26 protein-coding genes and 2 pseudogenes are annotated in these 22,524 nt (G+C 34.7%); 12 read left to right on the top strand and 16 right to left on the bottom strand.

Going from position 1 to position 22,524, the window contains the following annotated elements:
• Positions 1-174 precede the first annotated feature (174 nt).
• Positions 175-999 carry a hypothetical protein gene (locus ACFX4W_RS13670; protein ID WP_280560025.1) on the top strand — a complete coding sequence of 275 codons (825 nt, stop codon included), beginning with the start codon at positions 175-177 and terminating at the stop codon, positions 997-999.
• 288 nt (positions 1,000-1,287) lie between these two features.
• Positions 1,288-2,154, top strand: a complete 867-nt coding sequence (locus tag ACFX4W_RS13665) for an alpha/beta fold hydrolase (protein ID WP_237074325.1) — start codon at positions 1,288-1,290, stop codon at positions 2,152-2,154.
• 234 nt (positions 2,155-2,388) lie between these two features.
• On the opposite strand, the gene ACFX4W_RS13660 is transcribed toward ACFX4W_RS13665, so the two are convergent.
• Genes ACFX4W_RS13660 through ACFX4W_RS13650 form a run of 3 tightly spaced genes read right to left on the bottom strand, consistent with a single transcriptional unit; the run spans position 2,389 to position 3,628 of the window.
• Positions 2,389-2,946, bottom strand: a complete 558-nt coding sequence (locus ACFX4W_RS13660) for an ATP-binding cassette domain-containing protein (RefSeq protein WP_372482304.1) — start codon at positions 2,944-2,946, stop codon at positions 2,389-2,391.
• 52 nt (positions 2,947-2,998) lie between these two features.
• Positions 2,999-3,262, bottom strand: a complete 264-nt coding sequence (locus ACFX4W_RS13655) for a YesK family protein (RefSeq protein ID WP_237074324.1) — start codon at positions 3,260-3,262, stop codon at positions 2,999-3,001.
• Positions 3,263-3,316: 54 nt separating this feature from the next.
• Complete coding sequence (locus ACFX4W_RS13650; RefSeq protein WP_162214660.1) at positions 3,317-3,628, bottom strand: hypothetical protein; 312 nt, start codon at positions 3,626-3,628, stop codon at positions 3,317-3,319.
• A 1,087-nt stretch (positions 3,629-4,715) separates the two neighbouring features.
• Here ACFX4W_RS13650 and ACFX4W_RS13645 point away from each other — a divergent pair.
• Both ACFX4W_RS13645 and ACFX4W_RS13640 read left to right on the top strand, forming a co-directional pair.
• Positions 4,716-4,913: pseudogene (locus ACFX4W_RS13645) on the top strand (MerR family transcriptional regulator); the annotation flags it as partial.
• A 347-nt stretch (positions 4,914-5,260) separates the two neighbouring features.
• Entirely contained in the window at positions 5,261-5,494 is a 234-nt protein-coding gene (locus ACFX4W_RS13640) for a hypothetical protein (protein WP_043981855.1), read from the top strand.
• 49 nt (positions 5,495-5,543) lie between these two features.
• Here ACFX4W_RS13640 and ACFX4W_RS13635 read toward each other — a convergent pair whose 3' ends face one another.
• Positions 5,544-5,972: an ArsI/CadI family heavy metal resistance metalloenzyme gene (locus ACFX4W_RS13635; protein ID WP_043981854.1), complete on the bottom strand. Its 429-nt coding sequence runs from the start codon at positions 5,970-5,972 to the stop codon at positions 5,544-5,546.
• 50 nt (positions 5,973-6,022) lie between these two features.
• Positions 6,023-6,352, bottom strand: coding sequence for an ArsR/SmtB family transcription factor (locus ACFX4W_RS13630; RefSeq protein WP_043981853.1), 330 nt, complete (start codon positions 6,350-6,352; stop codon positions 6,023-6,025).
• Positions 6,353-6,759: 407 nt separating this feature from the next.
• On the opposite strand from ACFX4W_RS13630, the gene ACFX4W_RS13625 reads away from it, so the two are divergent.
• The 4 genes from ACFX4W_RS13625 to recA all read left to right on the top strand — a co-directional run bounded on the left by ACFX4W_RS13625 (position 6,760) and on the right by recA (position 10,400).
• Entirely contained in the window at positions 6,760-7,107 is a 348-nt protein-coding gene (locus ACFX4W_RS13625) for an ArsR/SmtB family transcription factor (RefSeq protein WP_028410070.1), read from the top strand.
• Positions 7,108-7,125: 18 nt separating this feature from the next.
• Positions 7,126-8,424: an arsenical efflux pump membrane protein ArsB gene (locus ACFX4W_RS13620; protein ID WP_043981851.1), complete on the top strand. Its 1,299-nt coding sequence runs from the start codon at positions 7,126-7,128 to the stop codon at positions 8,422-8,424.
• A gap of 24 nt (positions 8,425-8,448) precedes the next feature.
• Complete coding sequence (gene arsC, locus ACFX4W_RS13615; protein ID WP_043981850.1) at positions 8,449-8,871, top strand: arsenate reductase (thioredoxin); 423 nt, start codon at positions 8,449-8,451, stop codon at positions 8,869-8,871.
• Positions 8,872-9,362: 491 nt separating this feature from the next.
• Positions 9,363-10,400 (top strand): recombinase RecA, encoded by a 1,038-nt coding sequence (gene recA / locus ACFX4W_RS13610; protein WP_043981848.1) that lies wholly within the window; start codon positions 9,363-9,365, stop codon positions 10,398-10,400.
• A gap of 325 nt (positions 10,401-10,725) precedes the next feature.
• On the opposite strand, the gene ACFX4W_RS13605 is transcribed toward recA, so the two are convergent.
• The 3 genes from ACFX4W_RS13605 to ACFX4W_RS13595 all read right to left on the bottom strand — a co-directional run bounded on the left by ACFX4W_RS13605 (position 10,726) and on the right by ACFX4W_RS13595 (position 13,174).
• Positions 10,726-11,319 carry a hypothetical protein gene (locus ACFX4W_RS13605; RefSeq protein WP_280559440.1) on the bottom strand — a complete coding sequence of 198 codons (594 nt, stop codon included), beginning with the start codon at positions 11,317-11,319 and terminating at the stop codon, positions 10,726-10,728.
• Between the two features lie 377 nt (positions 11,320-11,696).
• Positions 11,697-12,503, bottom strand: coding sequence for a carbon-nitrogen family hydrolase (locus tag ACFX4W_RS13600; protein ID WP_280559439.1), 807 nt, complete (start codon positions 12,501-12,503; stop codon positions 11,697-11,699).
• An 11-nt stretch (positions 12,504-12,514) separates the two neighbouring features.
• Positions 12,515-13,174 (bottom strand): MBL fold metallo-hydrolase, encoded by a 660-nt coding sequence (locus ACFX4W_RS13595; RefSeq protein ID WP_097823753.1) that lies wholly within the window; start codon positions 13,172-13,174, stop codon positions 12,515-12,517.
• Between the two features lie 102 nt (positions 13,175-13,276).
• On the opposite strand from ACFX4W_RS13595, the gene ACFX4W_RS13590 reads away from it, so the two are divergent.
• Complete coding sequence (locus ACFX4W_RS13590) at positions 13,277-13,651, top strand: winged helix-turn-helix transcriptional regulator (protein ID WP_162214028.1); 375 nt, start codon at positions 13,277-13,279, stop codon at positions 13,649-13,651.
• A 214-nt stretch (positions 13,652-13,865) separates the two neighbouring features.
• On the opposite strand, the gene ACFX4W_RS13585 is transcribed toward ACFX4W_RS13590, so the two are convergent.
• From ACFX4W_RS13585 to ACFX4W_RS13570, 4 genes and pseudogenes are all read right to left on the bottom strand, one after another.
• Positions 13,866-14,339: a hypothetical protein gene (locus tag ACFX4W_RS13585; protein WP_043981843.1), complete on the bottom strand. Its 474-nt coding sequence runs from the start codon at positions 14,337-14,339 to the stop codon at positions 13,866-13,868.
• A 138-nt stretch (positions 14,340-14,477) separates the two neighbouring features.
• Positions 14,478-14,600: pseudogene (locus ACFX4W_RS13580) on the bottom strand (TetR-like C-terminal domain-containing protein); the annotation flags it as partial.
• A gap of 201 nt (positions 14,601-14,801) precedes the next feature.
• Positions 14,802-15,197 carry a cupin domain-containing protein gene (locus ACFX4W_RS13575; RefSeq protein WP_097823756.1) on the bottom strand — a complete coding sequence of 132 codons (396 nt, stop codon included), beginning with the start codon at positions 15,195-15,197 and terminating at the stop codon, positions 14,802-14,804.
• Positions 15,198-15,214: 17 nt separating this feature from the next.
• A complete protein-coding gene (locus tag ACFX4W_RS13570) occupies positions 15,215-15,535 on the bottom strand; it encodes a carboxymuconolactone decarboxylase family protein (protein WP_274157118.1) in 321 nt (106 codons plus the stop codon).
• Positions 15,536-15,779: 244 nt separating this feature from the next.
• Here ACFX4W_RS13570 and ACFX4W_RS13565 point away from each other — a divergent pair, with 244 nt between their 5' ends.
• Complete coding sequence (locus tag ACFX4W_RS13565) at positions 15,780-16,184, top strand: MerR family transcriptional regulator (protein WP_280559438.1); 405 nt, start codon at positions 15,780-15,782, stop codon at positions 16,182-16,184.
• 173 nt (positions 16,185-16,357) lie between these two features.
• Here ACFX4W_RS13565 and ACFX4W_RS13560 read toward each other — a convergent pair whose 3' ends face one another.
• The 4 genes from ACFX4W_RS13560 to ACFX4W_RS13545 all read right to left on the bottom strand — a co-directional run bounded on the left by ACFX4W_RS13560 (position 16,358) and on the right by ACFX4W_RS13545 (position 20,032).
• Positions 16,358-17,119, bottom strand: a complete 762-nt coding sequence (locus ACFX4W_RS13560) for a class I SAM-dependent methyltransferase (protein ID WP_043981839.1) — start codon at positions 17,117-17,119, stop codon at positions 16,358-16,360.
• Positions 17,120-17,298: 179 nt separating this feature from the next.
• On the bottom strand, positions 17,299-18,126 hold the full coding sequence (locus ACFX4W_RS13555) for a mechanosensitive ion channel family protein (RefSeq protein WP_230184391.1): 828 nt from the start codon (positions 18,124-18,126) through the stop codon (positions 17,299-17,301).
• 220 nt (positions 18,127-18,346) lie between these two features.
• Entirely contained in the window at positions 18,347-19,375 is a 1,029-nt protein-coding gene (locus ACFX4W_RS13550) for a serine hydrolase domain-containing protein (protein ID WP_280559436.1), read from the bottom strand.
• A gap of 87 nt (positions 19,376-19,462) precedes the next feature.
• On the bottom strand, positions 19,463-20,032 hold the full coding sequence (locus ACFX4W_RS13545) for a MarR family winged helix-turn-helix transcriptional regulator (protein WP_043981836.1): 570 nt from the start codon (positions 20,030-20,032) through the stop codon (positions 19,463-19,465).
• 260 nt (positions 20,033-20,292) lie between these two features.
• Between ACFX4W_RS13545 and lgt the strand changes: the two genes are divergently transcribed.
• A complete protein-coding gene (gene lgt / locus ACFX4W_RS13540) occupies positions 20,293-21,108 on the top strand; it encodes a prolipoprotein diacylglyceryl transferase (protein WP_237074766.1) in 816 nt (271 codons plus the stop codon).
• A gap of 281 nt (positions 21,109-21,389) precedes the next feature.
• Positions 21,390-22,436: a YeiH family protein gene (locus ACFX4W_RS13535; protein WP_280559435.1), complete on the top strand. Its 1,047-nt coding sequence runs from the start codon at positions 21,390-21,392 to the stop codon at positions 22,434-22,436.
• Positions 22,437-22,524: the final 88 nt, after the last annotated feature.

Raw genomic sequence — 22,524 nt, 5'->3', positions numbered from 1 at the left:
CCTCCATTTAATACTATTTTTTTCACAAATTCCATTATAATACTTTTTTGGATTTATCTAAAGGGGATTTCACATCTAATTAGAATTTGCTAAAACTATAATTAGATAAATATTCCATTTATATGATATAGTTTTTATATGTAAGTAATAAACAAATAGAAATGGAGTTTCAACATGAGGAACATAAGCAAGATAACAACGGGAACCATTACAATCGCTTTAGCGCTGGGGTTAATGGGGTGCAGTCACGCACGTTCAAACAATGAAAGCATAGATGGAAGCGAAGCAAAAAAAGAGCTGGCCATAGAGCTGAAATTTCTGCAAAACGAGTGTGAACGGTTAGTCAATAAAGACGGAAAGATAGAAGATAAAACGTTTCAAAGCTATAAAAACGATTTTAACCTTCTGTCTGCGTCTATCAATAGTACGTCAAAAGTAGAAACACAAAGTGATAGGGAATTAACAGAAAGCATAGCGCAATTAAAAAGAGATGTAGATGCATTAACAGAAAAAGAATACGTAAAATCCTATAAAAGATTTAATTCAAGCAAGACTATCTATGAAGTTACGCTCATGAACAATGTGCATGACGTTATAGATGCAACAAAAATTTCAGAAAAAAGCAATAACGTGTCAGATTCATTTAATGATAAACACTTCCATTCTTCTGAAGCACAGATAAAAAAAGATGTGAGGCCTGCGATTGATCATATTAACACCGTATCTAAATATAAAATAGAGCTCATGCAAGACGAAATCCAAAAGCATCGCGATAGTTTCACCAAGCTGCAGCTCGAACAATTAAAAAAAGCCACTCATAATTTTGATTTGTCTTTAGACAACCAAATTAAATCTATTCAAGCTTATAAACCTATAGGTGAAGATTATAGTGTAAGTAGAGAATTCAGCTATAAAGCATCTGAAAAGTATACCAATGCCTGTGTGTACATTACCGACTTTGAATCTAATTTAGGAATCGCCAAGGCCGGTGATTTTTAGAAAAGCTCTCTAAAAGTACTTTTAGAGAGCTTTTTTTGCTGTATTCATTACAAGCTCAAGTTTTTACTCCTTATGTTTTGTACATATTCGTTTTTTCTAAGTCAAGCGAAGCATCACATATAACCTGGGGATATCGGTGTTATATTTCACAAACAATAACCAAAATAAGGGTTTTAAAAGAGCTTTATAGCTCATTTATCGCGTAAAGAAACCTTATTATTTGATACATCAACTAATAAAGAGTAAAGTTTTTCTATAATAAAGAGTAAAAGCGAAAGGATGAGTAACATGTTTAAAGACGGTTATGTAAAAGTGAATAATGTAAATCTTCATTACGTGACAAAAGGTGAAGGCGAGCTTATGCTGTTTTTACACGGATTCCCTTACTTTTGGTATACGTGGCACCATCAGTTGGAAGAGTTTTCGAAAGATTACCGCGTGGTAGCTGTAGATATGCGAGGCTATAACTTATCAGATAAGCCGGAAGATATTTCTTCTTACAGCATGCCCCTTCTCATGGAAGATGTAAAACAGTTGATTGAAGCGTTTGGTGAAAAAGAATGTGTGTTAGTGGCACACGATTGGGGCGGCGCTGTTGCATGGGCATTTGCTTATACATATCCGCAGTATGTCAAAAAGTTAGTAATGTTCGATGCACCGCACCCTTACACATTTATAAGAGAGCTTGCTGAAAATCCTGCTCAACGGGAAGCAAGCAGCTATATGAGCTTTTTCCAACAGCCAAATTCTCAAGATGAGCTACTCGCAAATAATAGCGAAAAGCTAAGAAACATGCTGACAGAGCCAGGCATTAAAAAAGGCTATTTAACAAAAGAAGAAGAAGCTAAATATGTAGAGGCGTGGAACCAGCCGAATGCAATGAAATCCATGCTTAACTACTACCGTGCGTCTTCTCTTTATCCATTTGAAGAGCGCGTTCATAAACCTGTAGCCCTGCCGCATAAAGTATTTCAGTCTCCGACTTTAATTGTATGGGGAAATGCGGACCAAGCGTTTGAAAACAGTAATTTAGATGGCATTGAAGAGTACGTTCCAAATGTAACGATCCACCGCTTAGACGGTGTAGGACATGCCCCTCAGCATGAGCAGCCCCAAAAGGTGAATGAATTTATAAGAGACTTCTTACGCAAATAGAACCGAAAAAGACTGCAAGGTACGGTATACAACCGCTTTGCAGTCTTTTTTATAGATTATAAAGCATATTATCAACTATTCATTTCTATTATTGGATTATTTTTCAACGTTTTAATGGAGGTATACGTGATATAAATTTTACTGTACAGATGCAGTCCCCCCAAAGGAACATGTACATTTCTTTCTTACTTACCCTTTTTGGAACTGTCTTTTTTGAGGGTTCTTTTTATGGTTTTACTCTTTTCCCATCGGAAGAACAATCTTAAACAACGCTCCTCCCGTCTCTTTATTATCGGCTGTGATGCTTCCCCCGTGGTTTTTCACAATGGAATGAGCAATATAAAGACCTAGACCCAAGTTTCCGTGACCGCTTGTTCTCGATGCATCTTCCAGATTTTTACCGGATGCTAACTGGTCTAGAGCGCCGTCCCATATTAACTCTCCTTCTCTCATCACAACAATTTGATCACATACTCGCTGTAATTCATCCAGCAAATGACTAGAAATCAAAATCGTTTTGTTATAGTCCCGTTTTAAGGTAAAAAGCAGCTCGCGCAGTTCACGTACGCCCATTGGATCTAAGCCGTTGGCCGGCTCATCTAGTATCAACAAGTCCGGGTCGCCTAAGAGCGCTTGGGCAATTCCGAGCCTTTGCTTCATTCCAAGAGAATACGTTCGAACTTTATCGTTTTCTCTGCCGGTTAATCCCACAATATCAAGTACTTCTTTCACTAGGTGACGACATCTTACTTTTTTCAAAACGCTTTTTACATCTAAAATAATATTTTTCATATTAAATCCCTCCTATACTACGTGTAGGGGGGATTTATAAAGTTTATAAAAATTATTGTACAGGCTTTTTAGCTACGATATAGGATACAAGCGCGAATAAAAGCAAAAACACGGATAAAAACAAATAGCCCGCACCTTCAAAACCTCTTACCTCTACATAGCCAATATAAATAAGAACGACAGCAGCAATAACGGTTAGCATTGAAGGAAGCGTTCTAACGACTTTGTTCCATTTCATCTTTCTGAACAGCCAAGTTACAAGGAGTAAAAGCACAACTGGCAGCAGTGCAATCAGCAAAGAACCGCCTATCATCATAATCTATCAACCTCTCTAAATCCTTATCATTCACCTATAATAAAAATAATAAGCTTACGGCTCGGAAATACCATTTGCAATTGCTAATAAAAAAATCAAAGCAGAAAGCAAAACAAAAAAGATACTGTTTGCGATAATGCTAAACCACACAACGCTCGGCCTCTTTGTTCGAACTCCCAAAACTAATGCCACAATAAAGCCAACGTCTATCGCAAAAAACAGCCACAGCAGAATGGTCAAATCACCGGTTTCACTTGGGAAAATTGAATTTTGGGGAAGCAGCCGATTTGCAAAAAATACAACAAACGCAGCCGCCAGCAAAATAACTGTCAGTAAAATTGGCTTATTTTCCTTTGGAATACTCATTTCAAATACCTCCTAACTAAANATGTATTACCTTTCTTGCCCAATCATACTATTTCAAGATAAAAACTTCTGTTTAAGGTTTTTTCTTCTCTCAATCTTATACCGAACAAAAACAAGTTAAACATAGTGTAACACATAGAGATATTGATAGCAAATAATTGCTTTTTTCCGTTCTTCACTAAAAACAGTATTATGAGAAACGCTCAGAATTGGAACGAGTGGACAATCACCCGCGAAATAAAGAATATCTTCTTTTGATAGCTTCTCAGTACAACATTTCAACACTTATGCACCAGAATCCCCTTAACTATGTATAGTTAATTTATGGTTAAGTTTTTCCAATATAGATAGTCTCAAAAAGTACACTTTTTGGGATTGTAAAAAAATGACTTAAAAAAACAGCTATCCCATTCGAAAAAATATACTTTTACGGACTCCTAATTTTTAACTTTATTCTAACACTAAAGGAATAAAGTTAAAAAATTTATTGGAATTAATAAAATTACTTTAACGAAACTTAAACAAAAGGTTAATTAATACTTTTAATGAATTAATTTACTTTTAATTTATTTTTAACCATATTTTAATGATTCACTATAATTATTGGATTATAATGGAATCACCAAAGTGATTATCCTTCTTTCAACTTGCTTTCTATCTAAAGCAAGTCTTTTTATTTATCGGAATGAAAATGCCTAGAATGATATAGGTTGCACCGTATCCATATATTTCATTAGTAATCAGATTAAAATATATTTCAAATATACAGAGAAACGCTCTCTGAGGGAATGAACTTTGGTTTTACATATAATAAAATAAATAGTTCGACGTAAATTTGAGCAATTTAGAAGCTCTTATGTTCTTCTTATTATGGATTTTGAAACACTTGCTTTTTGAAATTAGTTAACCTAATGTCACTCTCAATAACTACAAACGCCTTTCATCAAGAAGTGTTTATAATGTGGTATTTTTAATAAACTTCATTTCTATATACAAACCAAAAGTTAATAACATATATACTGATAAAGAATGGAAATAGGAGAGGATAATCTTGACTAAAAATCATCCATATTTAGATGAGAAAGTTATGACTATAAAAATCGTTACTGAAATGACAGGTTTATCAGAAAGACAAGTTCGTTATTATGAAGAGCGAGAGCTTATTTTTCCAAAACGAAACTCTTCAGGTACCCGAATGTATTCCTTTTCCGACATTGAAAGGTTAATGGACATTGCAGAAAAAATTGAAGATGGTGTTAGAACACGGGAAATGCGTAAGGATTTATTTTAAAGTAGGTGAATTTGATTTGTTCTTTTAGTCTTTGTTCATGCTTACTCAATCTCTATATTCAATATTTACTGGGTTATTTTTATTCAGATTTTTTATAAATGTATATAAGATAAGACTTTTATGCACTCCATTATTATTTAGCCTAGACAGAAACATCGATACATAAGGGACGTATAAAGATGTCTATATTTTATAAAAATGACTCTGTTAGAACCCTTATTCCCATAAAGTTTCTCTTTTTCATATGTTCCTGAAAGAGTGATTATGGTAACTAGCATATTAAGTAAGCCCCTTTGTGTTAAACTGTACACAGAAACATGTATGAGTCTGGGGGCAATATAATGAAATGTGCAATAGGGATAGTTCTTATTGCTCAAGCTTTATTAACGTACTTAACTATTAAGACAGCATATACTCCTTACACCGTTAGAATATTAGATAGAAATACTGGAGTTATGAAAGTTTCCTATAGTTTCCCTTTAACGTACTGGTTAATCTTTATAGGTTTGGGCATCATGTTTTTAGTGGGAACATATTTAGTTTTTGCTAAAGAAAAGAAGCAGATCTTTAATTAAAGGTCTGCTTTTTATTTTTACCGATAAATGGTTTTATGTTAACTAATGATTAACAACAAGCATTAGTTACAGGTAGCTTTTCATTTGGCCCATCGCTGTTCTGGTGAACCTCACTATCAGATTTCGTATAAAAGAATTCCCATTCGTTTCCATCCGGATCTGTTACCCAAAACTTATCTTGCACAGCATAGCAGCAAGTTGTATCCATTTCTTCACGAGCAAAGAAGCCTTCTTTTTCTAATCGTGATTTATGAGAATGGATTTCTTCAGGAGTTTCTACTTGGAAGCCGAAATGATTCACTTGATTACCTTTTACTTCGTCTCGTACGTTTAAAGTGAAATTTAATCCTGGCTCATCTACTAAAAATTTAGCGTAATCTACTTTCGTTTTCACAGGTTGAACGCCAAATACCTTTTGATAAAACTCCATGGACGCCTCTAGATTCGTTACATTAATTCCTACGTGAACATATTTCATTTACACTTCCTCCTTCGCATTATAAACAATATTATTTTAAATATATTAATTTAAGAGCAGGAGCCGCTTTTACTTGTATCTTTTCTAAACAAGCAGCAAAGCTCCTCAGATAACAAGTGATTTACCTCTTTATCATGTAAATCATAATAGCTCCATGTCCCTTTTGTTTCTTTTGTGATAAGGTTTGCTTCTAATAAAATTTTTAAATGATAGGAAAGTTTAGATTGAGACATCCCAAAGAATTCAGTTAGGTCACATACGCATGTCTGTCCCCGCTGGCAGAGCTCATACATAATTTCTAATCTCTTTTGATCAGCAAGTGCTTTAAATTTTTGTTCGTACTGTTTAAATGGGTGCTTTCCTTCCTTAACTGTTTCCATTGTCATTCTCCTTCATCAACTTTTTTTGATTTAATGATCGAAGCTTTCGGCAGCTTTTTTAAAGTTACTATATGTAGTTTCCCCTCTTAGCATAGGATCTTGATGAAAAAAACGCTGAAAGATTAGGTTTTGTGCTTCCTTCTGGTCCATCCCTTGGGTGTTCATAACTAAATGAAAATAGGCTCGAAAGTACGTAACAGATAAGTTTCCAGAGTTGTTGACTCTCACTGCTTTCATCCTCACTTTCATAAATCAATTTTTTTTGATGTATTCATCATATCTGGAAAATTTAGATAAATCAAGGCATTAATCAACTTTTTTTGATTAATGTTTAAAATGTATATTTTCGTTGAATATATAATAAAATACTTATATAATTATATTTGAAAATAAGGAGGTGAGTCATAATGGATGTAAAAGCGCAGGTAGAAGTGGAAAAAGCAGTACAGATACTGAAGCTGCTTGGAGATAAGACAAGATTGTCAATGATGAAGCTGCTCCAAAATAACGAGTGCTGTGTTTGTGAGCTAGTTGAAATTTATAAAGCAAGTCAACCGGCTATTAGCCAACACTTGCGGAAGTTAAGAGCTATCGAACTCGTAAGTGAAAGACGAAAAGGACATTGGATCTTCTATTCCTTAAATAAAGAAAACAGCTATTATCAGTTTGTCCTTGATATACTCGATTCTTTACCAAGCGAAGATGAACGATTAAAAGAACTAGAAAAGCAAGGTTTACGTATTAATTGTTGCTAATAATAGGAGGTCTGTAAAGTGATATCAGTTATAGTAGCCTCCCTCATCTTCTTAGTGACATTGATTTTTGTCATTTGGCAGCCAAAGAACTTGTCTATTGGTTGGTCAGCATGTGGAGGCGCAGTATTGGCTCTTTTAGCAGGTGTGGTTGATTTCCATGACGTGCTGGATGTAACTCAAATTGTATGGAATGCAACATTAACGTTTATTGCAGTTATTATTATTTCCTTAATTTTAGATGAAATTGGATTTTTCGAGTGGGCAGCTTTACATATGGCGCGTACTGCAGGAGGCAATGGCGTTCGCATGTTCGTTTATGTATCCCTCCTTGGAGCTGTAGTAGCAGCATTATTCGCAAACGATGGAGCAGCCTTAATTCTAACACCTATTGTACTTGCCATGGTACGAGCACTTAAATTTGAAGATAAAATGGTCTTCCCTTTTATTATCGCCAGTGGATTCATTGCAGATACAACATCGTTACCTCTTGTAGTAAGTAACTTGGTCAACATTGTATCAGCTGATTTCTTTGGTATTCGCTTTTCTGAATTTGCATCACGTATGATTGTGCCAGATCTATTCTCACTTTTGGCAAGTATTGTTGTCTTATATTTGTACTTTCGTAAAAGCATCCCTAAGAAATACAATCTAGATGATTTACAGAAACCGGTTGAAGCCATTAAAGATAAGAAAATGTTCCGTTTATCAGGAATCGTTTTATTCATTTTAGTTCTTGGTTACTTTATTGGTGAGTTTTTCGATATTCCTGTTTCTATTATCGCAGGTATTATTGCGATTTTATTCTTAGGAATAGCAAGAAAGAGTCCCGCTGTTCACACTAAAAAAGTGTTAGCAGGAGCTCCGTGGGCGATTGTTTTCTTTTCGATTGGTATGTATGTTGTTGTCTATGGATTACGTAATGTAGGGCTAACTAAAGTATTAGCAAGCCTCATTCAAGCAACGGCTGACCATGGATTATTTGCTGCAACCATTGGCATGGGATTCATTGCAGCCATACTTTCATCGATTATGAACAACATGCCAACCGTGATGATTGATGCTTTGGCCATTGATGCAACTTCTGCAACAGGTACAATTAAAGAAGCCTTGATTTATGCAAATGTCATTGGTTCGGACTTAGGACCAAAAATTACACCTATTGGCTCTCTAGCCACTCTCTTATGGCTCCACGTTCTTTCGACAAAAGGAGTTAAGATTTCTTGGGGAACCTATTTTAAAACAGGTATTATGTTAACCATCCCAACATTGTTTATTACGCTTGTTGGTTTATATATTTGGTTATCAATTATTTCTTAACACATCACAAAGGAGATTTTACACATGTCTAAAAAAACACTTTATTTCTTATGTACAGGTAACTCTTGCCGTAGCCAAATGGCTGAAGGATGGGCAAAAAAATATCTAAATAATGATGAATGGGATGTACGCAGTGCAGGGTTAGAAGCTCATGGATTAAATCCCAATGCTGTAAAAGCAATGAAAGAAGCTGGTGTTGATATCTCAAACCAAACATCTGATGTCATTGACCCTGAAATTTTAAATAATGCGGATTTGGTCGTTACATTATGTGGCCATGCAGCAGATCACTGCCCAGTAACGCCTCCCCATGTGAAACGTGAACACTGGGGATTTGACGATCCTGCAAAAGCTGAAGGAACAGATGAAGAGAAATGGGCGTTCTTCCAGCGTGTACGTGATGAAATCGCTGAACGTATTCAGCGTTTTGCTGAAACAGGTAAATAATTAATCAAAAAGCAGTCTATTTGTGTAGACTGCTTTATTTCTTCTTAAGATCTGTTTTATAGTAACTAGGAATATCAGGAATGCGTTATTAGTCTAACCAGATTTATAGATTCATATATACCCAAATTTAAAAATGTAGATGGTAATCGATTCTACTTATATAAAAAGCTACCTTTCCCCTAATTTCTATCATTTGATAAGTAAATGCTAAAGTATAAACTTACTTTTTATAAATATAAGATATTCTTTTAGCTAGCTTGTAGAAAAACTTTCGCCTTTACAATTAGATGCGTTTATTGTATGATTACACAACAGGAACATTTGTTCGACACTAAGGGTTTAGAGATGAATAAAGGAATACCAGAGCAAACTAAGACAGTTAAACACAAAATTTTCTCGCACGGAGCAAAAACATTTGAGCCAACTCTTATTCTTTATCGAAATACCTTGGCGTTTATTGTAAACGTAATAACAATCGGAGGTTTCAAATTATGAATGATAAAAAAGCAGCACTAGATATGGCTCTAAAACAAATTGAAAAACAATTCGGTACAGGATCAATTATTAAAATGGGCGAAGGCACACATACAAAAGTTGAGGCATCTAGCTCAGGCTCATTAGCTTTAGATATAGCTCTTGGAATTAATGGTTATCCCAAAGGAAGAATTATGGAAGTTTACGGGCCCGAAAGTTCAGGTAAAACAACCGTTTCCTTACACGCAATTGCAGAAGTACAAAAAAATGGAGGCCGAGCTGCCTTTATTGATGCTGAACACGCACTGGATCCAGTTTATGCAAGAAAACTAGGTGTAGATATTGATGAGTTACTGTTATCTCAACCAGATACTGGTGAACAGGCACTTGAAATTGCTGAAGCATTAGTTAGAAGTGGCGCTGTAGATATTATTGTTGTTGACTCAGTAGCTGCATTAGTTCCCCAAAAAGAAATTGAAGGAGAAATGGGAGATTCTCACGTAGGTCTACAAGCTCGTTTGATGTCTCAAGCTCTTCGTAAACTATCTGGAGCAATCAATAAGTCCAAAACCATTGCCATCTTCATCAACCAAATCAGGGAGAAAGTAGGCGTTATGTTTGGAAATCCGGAAACAACGCCAGGTGGAAGAGCACTAAAATTCTACTCTTCCGTTCGTCTTGAGGTTCGCCGTGCTGAACAACTTAAACTAGGAAATGACATAGTTGGTAACAAAACAAGAATTAAAGTAGTCAAAAATAAAATGGCGCCTCCTTTCCGCATTGCTGAAGTAGATATTATGTATGGAGAAGGTATCTCAAGAGAAGGAGAAATCTTAGATATCGGTTCTGAAGTAGATATTGTTCAAAAGTCTGGATCTTGGTTTTCATATAATGAGGAGCGTTTAGGACAGGGACGAGAAAACGCTAAGATTTTCTTAAAAGAAAACCCTGAAATTAGAGAAGAAATTAGAAAAAGAATTATTGATTTCAAATATGGTGATAATATTAATAACGATAATGTTATAGATAACGATAGCGAAAACGAAAACCAATAAAGGCATAAAACACCTTTCCCACGGTTTGAACTGCACCCCATTATTAGATAAAAAAACTCTAATGATGGGGGTGTTTTTATGTCAAGGCTATTGATTTGTACCTAAATAAACACTGCTCATATAGAGAAACAGCATGAATCTTCTTGCAATCCATTTGTATATTTACAATGAACGCACCTTTCTCTTTGTTTCAATGAAATAAAAAGTATTGCTATTATTCTTAATAATTATTGGTTTAATAGGATTCCTAGCTTTTAAAGTTGTTAAAAGGTTAAAAAAGAAATAAGTAACAAAAAGGACCTGCTGTCAAAACAGCAGGTTCTTTTTAATAAGAAGATACATAATACCAGTTTTTATGTACTTTTTTTATTTGTTCAAAATCCCCGTTAAAATTGCTTTTTGAAGGTTTGTTATCGTTTGGGTTATATACAAACCCCGAAAAATTGTCTAGCATCCCACGGTATGTAAAGAAAAGAATTGATTTAGCCTTTCCTTTTGTTTCTACTACGATGTCGCCCCCACCTTTAGACAATTGAGTATACTTTTTAGGTAATTGAATAAGTGATGGACTATCAGATACATTAGGTTTAATAACACCATTTTCTATTTGAGTTGCAACCTCTTCTCTCTTATCTTGATGGATTTTAAAGTTGAGATCTAAGTTGACTTGATTGAATGGAAAGAAAAACCATAATAAGATAGTAATGAGCTGAATAACAAACGGCTGCCACTTTCTCTTTTTAAAAAGATGAATTAATGTCCATATAGTCATTATGATAAAGAAAGCATATACAAATAACCAAATAGGTAACATTAAAAATTCTGTTATCATATCAACCAGATCCCACTGGAACAAGGACACTAAAATAACGAAAAAACTACTAATTAACGATAAAAGCAACAATCGACTACATTTCACACATTTTCCTCTTCCTAAAATAATTCTTTTTTACCTTAAGTATAATTATATATTAAAATCCTTATAAAAGCGTATGTATAATTCATACATAATTTGTTAACACAATCACTCTTCCAGAAAACATTATAAAAAAGGACCCTTGACGAAGGATAGTTCTTCCAAGGATCCTTTTTCCGGAGTATGCAGCTTTTTATACATTGTTGACTGATCAACGTTTTCTCAGTAGGTGGATGAGAAACTAATGTATAAGAAGTGCACCTTTTATACATATGTTAATTTTAAAAAATATAGTATTTTCAGGTGAAACTGCCTCTTTTTTTAGTAAACCTTTATAAGATATTCTGATAACATCCAAATTTAAGATGATATACAAATTTCTATTCTGCATGCTTATAAACATCCGGTCTCAGGCTTTCAAATATTGGAATGTATGTTTGTTGTTCTGTAACTTTCTGTATATCAATTTCCGCTGTTATAATCTCTTCTTGATCTCCCCCCTCTTCTACGATGTTTCCATTGGGATCAATGACCATTGAATGCCCCGCGTATGTGTTGCCGACATGATTTTCATTACTCACTTTTCCCACGCTGTTACATGCAATGACATAAACACAATTTTCTATAGCTCTTGCCCTCAATAGTGTTCTCCAATGGTCTATATTTCTGGTAGTCCATTGTGCAACGTAGAATATGACTTTTGCACCTTGAGACGTTGGGTAGCGTGTGATTTCTGGAAAACGTAAATCATAGCATATAATTTGACTGGCTTTGATATTGTTAATCTCAAAGACATCTGGGACTTCATCTCCCCCTGTTAAATAATGATGTTCATCCAACATCGGCACGAGATGTATCTTATCTTTTTGATAGAGCAGCTTACCCGTTTTTGATATAGCAAAGGCTGTATTATAAATATTTTCATTTCTTTTATTTGAAACTGAACCTGCAATGATATTCACTTGATGGTTGATTGCTAAACGTTGAATAAAGGGAAAAGCTCTCTTTAAATCAATATCTGCTTTTTCTGCTACATTTTTTAAATCATAACCTGTATTCCACATTTCAGGTATCACAACAATCTCAGTATCTATATGCAGCTTTTCTTCAAATAAGGACTCAATGCGGTTTTCGTTTTGCTTAACTTCACCTTCTATAATCTCTGTTTGAAATAATTGTATTTTCATTTTTCTCCCTCTTATTCATATATAAATTTATAAATAGGATATAAATCACAGTTGTATTTGACATCTTCGCCATGTGATGAAGAAATAATAGAAGGTTTAATTTCATCTATAATTCGTCCGCTATTAATATTTTCACCCATATCAACTGTAAACTTTCGAATCGGCGGATGTAAGGATTCAGCATTAGAAAAGAATAAGTCTCCAGTTAGCAGCACATTGTCATCTTTATGGTGGTATATCACATGTCCTGGTGTATGACCGGGTGTTAAATACACATCTAAAGGTAACTTTTTAATGATGTTGTTACTTAGACTTTCAACTTGATGTTCCACCCCTGTTGTTTCCTTTTCTGCCTTATTTGGATATGGTTTTTCGCCATTGATAAAAGGCGCTTCAACTTCGTGGGCGTAAATAGGAATATTTAAATTATCTCTTAAATACTTGGCGCCATTAATGTGATCTAAATGGCCATGTGTGAGTAAAATACTTTTGGGGATACCTAAAGATTTTGCTATATTTAACTGAGTATGTGCATAGTCTTTCATTCCTGTATCAATGATATGAACACTCTCACCATCTAGCACGTACCATGTATTAATTTTGACAGGAATTCCTACAACAGTTTTGTAAGTAAGTTTGTAAATATGTCTAGAAATTTGGACAAATTCCAATCGATGCACCTTCTTTTGTTTTATTTGATAATATAAGTTTAGTAAGAAAAAATAGACGTAACAAGAAGGCACAATTTTGTTACTAGCCATTGAGGTGAAAAAATGTCAGACTTTAAAAGTGATCAATACGGTCCTTGTACGTTAACTGTAAAGCGTGCTTGTCCAATTGAGTTAACGATGCATATGATGGGTGGTAAATGGAAAGGTATTATTTTATCTTTGTTATCAAAATCACCCATGTATTATAATGCAATGCGCCGTGAAATACCGGGTATTACCCAGCGTATCCTTACACTGCAGCTTAGGGATATGGAAAAAAAAGGATTGATTAAAAGAGAAGAAACAAACGATAACCCTAAAAGGGTTTTATATTATTTAACAGATCTTGGAGAAAGTTTTGTTCCAATACTAAAATCTTTAGAGAAGTGGGGCAATGCTTATATAAGTCAGCAGGAAGAAGAATTAAAAAAATTGTAACGTTTTAAATAAACTCCTTAAATATATTTTATTTCTTTTTAATGACGCCTTGTTTTTTTATAATGTAAGTACTTAATTAAGTAGTATCCGCGAAACTATATTAACTTGAAAATGCAAACTTATTCAATGAGAAAAACCTTTACCATGGCGGTAAAGGCTCTTCCTATGCTCTTCCCTAATGGGAATCTCTTGTTATCTTTATCTCTATTTTTCATTAAGGTCTATGAAAATTGACTGTTTTCTCGTCATCTCCTGTTCGTTCAAACCATCCTCTAAAAGCCCAGTTATCATAACCTCCATCGCCTTCATTAATAAATGTTCCTTCTTCAAATACCCAGACACCATAGGTAATACCATCATAATCTACGGTGTCAAAATATTGAACACCTTGTAATTGATCTGAATTATACCCTTGGCTCAAATTCATAACCATTACATTGTATCGTTGACCTGATTCAAAGAATGCTTTTTCCATTGCTCCCTTGACGAAACCACTTCGATTGTCGGCTGTTTTAGCCGCATCTGCAATCGCTTGTCCTATGGCTACGGGATCAACTGTTACGTCTCCTCCAACTTCTGCAGCCTCTGCAGAGCCTGCAGAACCTCCTAAATTCGGTAGAGCTAATGGCGTCGCTAACACAGCTAAACCTACGGCAGAAGCTACAACAGCTTGTTTCGCTTTTCTCATTTGATCTCCTCCTATTTTTAGGTGATTATTAGAACATTTACCCTTTATTACCAAATTAAAACAAAAAAGATATTATAATTAAGAATGGGAGATGGATAATTTTATTCTTCTAAAGCTTTTGTCCAACCAAACCTAAGTTTATAAGTTTCTTTCTAAAAGCTCTCCTGCTTTTTCTGCCATTTCTCTCGGTGAATATGGCTTTTCATTTTTGAGCCACCACTCAACTACGCTGACGTACGCATTAGCAACAAATTCAGCAAGTAATAATTCATTTAGTTTTACATACAGCTTTTCTCTTTATAAATCTTTTTTGATCTTTACTCACGGGTGTTACCAATCGATTTGTTTCTTATCGCTGAAAAGCTTTTCATTGGGTTCTTCAGAGCCAATTGCTGCTAGCCATAAAATGAAAAGCGAGTAATCATTTGACAAGTTTCTTAAAACGGCATATATACGTTATGCTTATAACTTATTAAACCATTCATCATCAACAGGTTCTAGCCATTCTGTTTCTCCTGGTGTCATTGCTAAGTGCACAAACCAGCTATCCTTTGTGGCGCCATGCCAATGTTTCACATTTGGTGGGATGTTCACGACATCACCTTTTTTTATTAACTGTGCTGCTTTACCTTCTTCTTGATACCAGCCTTCTCCACCTGTTACTAATAATACTTGTCCAACTTTATGAGAATGCCAGTTATTACGAGATCCTGGAGCAAAAGTTACATTTCCAATAGATGTGTTAAGCGGCTTTTCGTCTGTAAATACCATTTTTAAATAGGCGTCTCCACTAAAATTGGCTTCCACTTTTTGTCCTAGTGGAAAGATTGTGCTATTACTTAATTCTTCATGCTTCATATTTCTTCTCTCTCCTTTTAAGCGTTATAAATTTTTTTAGCAATATTAAAAGCAGACCATGCTTTGGGCCACCCTGCATAAAACGAAAGATGAGTAATCACTTCTACAATTTCGTCTTTGGTTACTCCGTTTTTCTTTGCTTTTTGAAGATGCGGCGTTAATTGCTCAAAGTTTCCACCCGCAATTAAGGAAGAAACTGTAATCATACTTCGATCACGCGGAGATAACTCTTTCTCTCGCGCCCATACTTCGCCAAACAAAACATCATCATTAAGCTCAGCAAACTTTGGAGCAAATTCCCCTAACAGCTCTCGTCCTGCGGTTTGTTTTTCCGGCATCTCTCTCTCATCCTTTCTTTCTATTTTGATCGTTACAACAGATGTAGTATAAGACTTAAACTTAGGTTTAAGTCAACAAGAGAATGTCGATGTTTTAAGAAGAAATTCATTATTGACTTAAAGTCGACTTTAAATGATAAGTTCAATAGATATAAGGAGACAATACTAAAGAAAAAACAATTATATATAACTGACTTTAAGCATTCAGTATTAGTCCAAATAAATGATAGAAAAGGTGAATACGATGGCTTATTCAATTGGAGAATTTGCAAAAATCCTTGGCGTAACAGCAAGTTCCCTCAGATATTATGAAAGACAAGGTTTGCTTACACCTAATCGGGATGAGAATAATTTACGAAGATATACGGATGATGATATTGAATGGGGGAAGTTTCTCCTCCATTTAAAAGGTTCAGGCATGTTAATAACAGAGTTAAAACAATACACTAAATGGCGTGCAATAGGTGATAAAACAATACAAGAGAGATTACATCTACTTGAAAACCGCAAACACCTTGTACAACAGGAAATACAAACTTTACAACAGAGTCTAGACATTTTAAATCGTAAAATTGAATTTTATAACGATCGGTTAAGAGGCGAATTATATGATTTTGTTCTTTATCCAAATGAAGAATCAAACTCATAACATAAGACAATAGAAAACTTTTTCTATTGTCTTATGTTTAGGTGGAAATCTCTTTTCTAAAATGTATTTTTTTAATCTATTCGGCTAGTATAGGAATGAACAAAATTGCTTGTCCCCTTTTGATCGTCTGTTAGAAAAAGTTGAGGTAATTCATTCAACATGATAACCAACTATTATTTAATGGATTTAGTTGCAATATAACAAGGCATATATTCAGTGATTTTCCCTTTGTGGTGATGATCTTCATAAAGAGCTTGTAGAGTGAATCCAGCTTTTAGCTGTCCACCAATTTGAGTTTCTAAAGAATGACTAAACTGTACACCGCCGTTCTTTATAAGTTCTTCATCATTTTCTATCGTACTTTTAGTTCCGTCATAAGGTAATTTATGAACCACTTGTAATTCTTTCTCATCTTCTCCAAATAAATAGAGAGCAGGGTTTGCAAAGCCAGATAGCAGAACGCCACCTTTTTTAAGAACTCTAAAACATTCTTGCCAAACGTGTTCAACATCTTGAATATAGCAGTTTGATACGGGATTAAAAATCATATCGAACGTCTCATCTTCAAAGGGAAATGTCTTACTCATATCGCCTTTAACTAAATCAATAGAATAGCCTTCTCTAGCGGACACCATTTTTTCTAATTCTAATTGTTTATCAGAGTAGTCAAACACTGTAACTTCTGCATGCTGCGCTGCAAAGACTGGGCATTGCTGTCCTCCTCCACTAGCAAGTCCCAATATTTTTGCTTTTTTAAATGGAATAAACCAGTTATGTGGAACAGGCTTACAAGGTGTTAAGTAAATATCAAAAATACCTTGAGTTGCATCTGCAAAATCTTGATGATTAATAGCTAATGACCATTCTCCTCCAGCTGAAGCCCACTCATCCCACATTTTGGAGTTGATTTTTGTATAATTAGCTTTTTGTGACATAGTTACTCCCCCTTTATCTCTTTTAGTATTTTGTTTAATTTTACCATATCGCTAGAAGAATAATTTAGATGTACTAATTAATTTTTTCTGTTTCAGATAATTAATCTGTACTGGAGAAGTACTTAATAGATATTTTTTAAGATAAAAGCTTGTATATAAATAAGATACGAGTTTTATTTTTAATGGCTTGTCTCGAAGCTTTCAGCCATCATTAGATCATTTTTGTAGGCAGCCATTGCGAGTTCATATCTCACCTTTTGACCCGCTTCTACAAAATCAGCTTCCTTCACAAGGCCTGATACTGAATATTGGTGACCTTTAAAATCTACGTTCAGTTCAGTAATTTGATTGAATTGAAAGCTCTCTATAGGAATTCCATTCACATCTTTCAACAAATACTGGCCATATTTCTCGTTACATGTTTGTGCTACTTGCTCCATTACTTTGAAGGCATCTTCCGGATTTTGTCTATAGTTGAGAATAAGACTTTCATTTACCCGGCGTCTTCCTCGGGTTCCATTCTGAAGTTCCGTAATGTTGCTATATGAGACGGTATAGAGGTAGCCGTCATACTGACGAATCTTTAAGTAGCGCATGGTGATTTCTTCTATTTTTCCTTGGCGGTTTCCGTTGAGAATAACATAATCTCCGTGATGGATCTGACGTTCAAACAGGTAAGTCAGTCCCATTATATAATCACGGATAATATGCTGGAGGATTATTGCCAAGGCACTGGCCAACACTACTGAACTAGTGAGTATCTTTCCAAAGTCAAAGAAATGGCTAAGCACATAAATAAAGAAAAAAGCCAGGCCTACTACTCTTGTCACCTGATTAGAAAAATGCATTAAGGTTTCTTCTCGTTTTTCATCTAAAAAGCTCGTTTTATCAAAGAAAAGCTTAATGAATTTGCGAATAAAATAAACGATAAGTATAATCAGCAGCGCTACCGTTAAAACCTTTACGGGAAACTGCTGGAAGAATTCAGTGAAAACCAACTTACCCACTCCTTATTTCTAACACTATACCAAAAGAATGTACGTAAAGACAAAAATCTTCTGTTCTTCATAAACCTTAATGATAATAGCACGGTTTCATCAAAAAAAGAAGCGGTATCTATGCTTTTTGAAGGTCGGTATATTGATGATAATCTCTCAATTAATTGATATTAAAGGGGTGAGGTGAACTTTAATAGACTAATTTTCTTCGTTATTTTGTAGACTATTCTTATATATCTTTTGACTTTTGCAGACTTTCTAATAAAGACATTCCTATATGTTCATCATTATTTCTACCTAATCTATAATTAGCTAAAACGACGGACGCAACTTTATTTTCTTTATCAATCCCTAAAAATGAGCTGAAGCATCCTGTTCCACCGCCGTGCAACACTACATTATTATTTTTCTTTAAAAGCAACCATCCAAGACCCATATCAAATTTCTTTATTCCATTACCGTGTTTTTTATGACAAGAAGAAAGATATGGTTTATCTTCGTACATATTTATTTTTGCGTATTTAAGTAAATCTTCAGCCGTTGAGGATACTGCCCCCGCAGGTGATATAAAGTTTTCTTTGTCCCACTGCCAGTTGCCGCAACCATTATTTTTGCGGTCATAGCCCTGTAAATTATTGTGTGAAGTGCCTAAACAAGTATCCTTTAGTCCAAGCTCATTATGAAGAAAGTCATTCATAGTGTCCCAATATCCTTTGCCTGAGACAGTTCCTAACACATACCCAATAAGTGAAATACCGAAATTAGAATATTTCCATGAATAATCTACTTCTTTCAATTTAGTTCTTTCAATTAGCATTTTCATTTTGTTAAAATCCATATGCAACGGATTATTTTTGTTCAAATCACTTCCGCCAAAAATCAAACCTAAAATTATTTTAAAATATTCTCGTTTATTTAAAGGTAAGCTTCCTGAATATCCAGAAGAGTGAGTAGCGAGGCGGAGCAATGTAGGATAATACGTATCTTCTTTAAGTTCTTTTATGTATTTTTGTATAGAGTCGTTTAACGACACCTTGTTTTCAAATATGTATTTTGATAACAGCGATACAGTGAAAGTTTTCGTAATAGAACCAATTTCATAATGATATTTTTTTGCCGAGTCAATTTCACCGCTTTCATTATAGACTTTTATAATAGACTGATTGTCCGTTAAGTAGCCAACGGTTAGTTTCAAGTGCTTTTTTCCTTTACAGGTTTTATTAATTAATCGTAATGTTTCATCGCTGATTTCAAACATAATGATTGCTCTCCCTTATCCTTTATTTTTAAAATTTTAAAAGGATTAATCGATATGCTTTAAGTTAGATTAGCTTATCCAGTTTTTTTATATATTCTTTCTCATATTATCAATTGCTTGAACTCTTCGACTTTCAAGCTCCCTTATTACTCTAAACTGTAATTCATTGTGATCATCATCCATTTTGATGTTGCCTTCTTCTTCAAATCCATCATGTTCTTCCCCATCGAAGCTATAGAGTTTCTTTAAAAGCTTCCACATTATTTCCAACTCTTCAGTTGAGAACTTTTTAAAAAGTTCTTCCAAAAAGAAAATTCCTTTTTCTGAGACAACAAGCAGTGCTTCTTTTCCCGCTTTCGTAATTTTTACGTTAACTGCACGCTTGTCTTTACTGCTAGGAACTACGTCAACATAACCCTTCTTTTCCATAATGGTAATCAACTGTTTGACGCTTTGTTTTGTAGTTCCTAATTTTCTAGCAATATTATTCAACGTTGTTTCATCTTCAGGTAAATGTGCAATTGCCACCATCGCCATATGCTGTCTTGATGTTAAAAGTTCAAGAGATTTATCACCTTTTACTTGAATTTTATTTGCCAGAGAAAATAAGGTAGCGTAAGTTTGCTGCATCAAGAAAAGCTCTTTATAAATATCCATATTCACCCTCCATTTTAGACAGTGTATTGTCTAAAATGAGGATAGTACATTTTGGTAATTAAGTCAATATACTGTCTATTTTAATTTTGACTATTCTAAGGAGATTATTCTGTTACACTAAAGTAGGCAAAGAAATCATGATCGTTCGTAAGCAAAAGTTGTCCTTTCTTTATCCAATTAGATATACTAAAAAGGCACTCCAATTTAATACTGCTCTTAAAAAATGTAAGAAAATCGATATGAAGTAAAGGAGAAAAGACATGAACCAACACACACAACCTTTAAGCCCTATCGCCTTCCATCTTGGTCCACTTGAAGTCCATTGGTATGGAATTATCATAGGAATAGGCGCTTTCTTAGGCTTCTTGTTAGCCTCGAAAGAAGGAAAGAAACGAGGGATCTCTTCAGAAACCATCTCTGATTTACTTCTGCTAGCACTACCCATTGCTATCATTACTGCTCGAATTTACTACGTACTTTTTGAATGGAGTTATTATAAAGACCACCCAGGCGAAATTATAGCAATTTGGCATGGAGGCATAGCTATTCACGGTGGAATTATTGGCTCTGTATTAACAGCTATATGGTTTTGCAGAAAAAAGAATCTTTCTTTTTGGAAAATGACTGATGTTTTAGCTCCTAGCTTATTATTAGGCCAAGCTATTGGCCGGTGGGGAAACTTCATGAATCAAGAAGCACACGGCGGACCTGTTACACGTCAGTTCTTAGAAGCTTTACATTTGCCTGATTTTATTATTAACCAAATGTATATAAATGGAACTTACTATCATCCTACGTTTCTCTATGAATCACTTTGGAACATAATAGGTGTGCTTGTCCTAATCGTACTAAGAAAATCCTTGTTAAAAAGAGGCGAAGTCTTTCTTACTTACCTGCTATGGTATTCGATAGGAAGATTTTTTATAGAAGGACTGCGTACAGATAGCTTAATGTTAACCTCTCATATCAGAATAGCTCAATTAGTTTCTTTCCTTTGTGTGCTAGGCAGCTTGATTCTGCTATGGTATAGACGCAAAAAAGGCTTAGCAACTAGTAAGGCTGTCTTTCTCTCATAAGAACCGATATTTTTATGCAGTTTTGTAAAATTAGTAGTTGATGGACTATGTTTCAGATATCAAAACGTGTAATGAGAAATAAAAAACCAATAAAAGCAGCAAGTTGATTTTCAGTGAATCTGAAGATCAACTTGCTGCTTTTACGCATTAGTTATTAATATTTTTAATCTAAACTATGATTTATATATATTTTACTAATAATAAATCGTCTTTTATAGTTAAGGTATACACTTCTTGTGTGAAGCTGCACTTGATAAGAATTCATATTGGAGATGAAATGTATGATAAATATAAATAAAGCCCAAAAACGGACTCTATTCCCACGAACAAATGCCCAGACGTCACCTAATGTTTTTTTATGGGCTGAAGGAATTGCTTTTACTTTTCTTTTTGCTTTACTTGCTTATGGCTTAGCGAAATTCCAGGGGTTTAATCATATCGGTCCACTAGCCTGTTCAATTATAATGGCAGTCATTTATCGTCAAATTTTGGGGTACCCTGAAAAAATAAGATCTGGAATTGAATTTTCTTCTAAAAAGCTGTTACGCTATGCCATCATTTTATATGGCCTAAAGCTTAATATTGATGTTGTTATTCATCACGGATTAGGATTGTTGCTTCACGATGTGGGAACGGCTTTATTTGCAATTGTTTTAACGGTTTTTCTAGCCAAATGGATGAAGGCTGATAGCGGTTTATCCCTTCTTTTAGGGATAGGAACAGGAATATGCGGTGCTGCAGCTATCGCAGCTGTTTCTCCAATTATAAAAGCAAAAGAAGAAGATACAGCTATCGGAGCTGGTGTTATTGCTTTAGTGGGAACCCTATTTGCGATTGGATATACCATTTTAAGACCTTATATACATTTAACAAATATTCAATATGGAATTTGGTCAGGCGTTGGCCTCCATGAAATTGCCCATGTAGCTCTAGCGGCAGCACCGGCTGGACGCGACGCCCTAGCTATTGGCCTGTTGGCCAAGTTAGGCAGAGTGCTCTTACTTGTGCCATTAAGCTTTATCTTAATGTACTGGATGAAGCGAACAGGAAAAATTGAAAAGGATACTAAGATTGAATTCCCTTGGTTTTTAATAGGTTTTATAATCATGAGTATTTTTGGGAGTTATGTCGTTGGTAAGCACCTTATAATACCTAAAACGATCATGGATGATATTTCAACTCTAACTACCTTTCTTTTAACAATGGCTATGGTCGGGCTAGGGTTAAATGTAAGTTTGAAGGCTCTTCGAACAAAAGCATTAAAGCCGTTGATTGCGATGTTTATTACCTCTATACTCTTATCATTTCTTACGTTTTGGACGATGTAAAGACAAGTAAATTAAAATGATTAAGTAACAGCTACTACTTCCTATACAACTGTTAATGCGAAAAAAGTTTCTTATTTCTCAGGTTTTA

Source organism: Priestia sp. YIM B13489 (genome assembly GCF_042787645.1).
Classification (GTDB): Bacteria; Bacillota; Bacilli; order Bacillales; family Bacillaceae_H; genus Priestia; species Priestia megaterium.
This window is presented reverse-complemented; position numbering and strand designations above follow the sequence as displayed.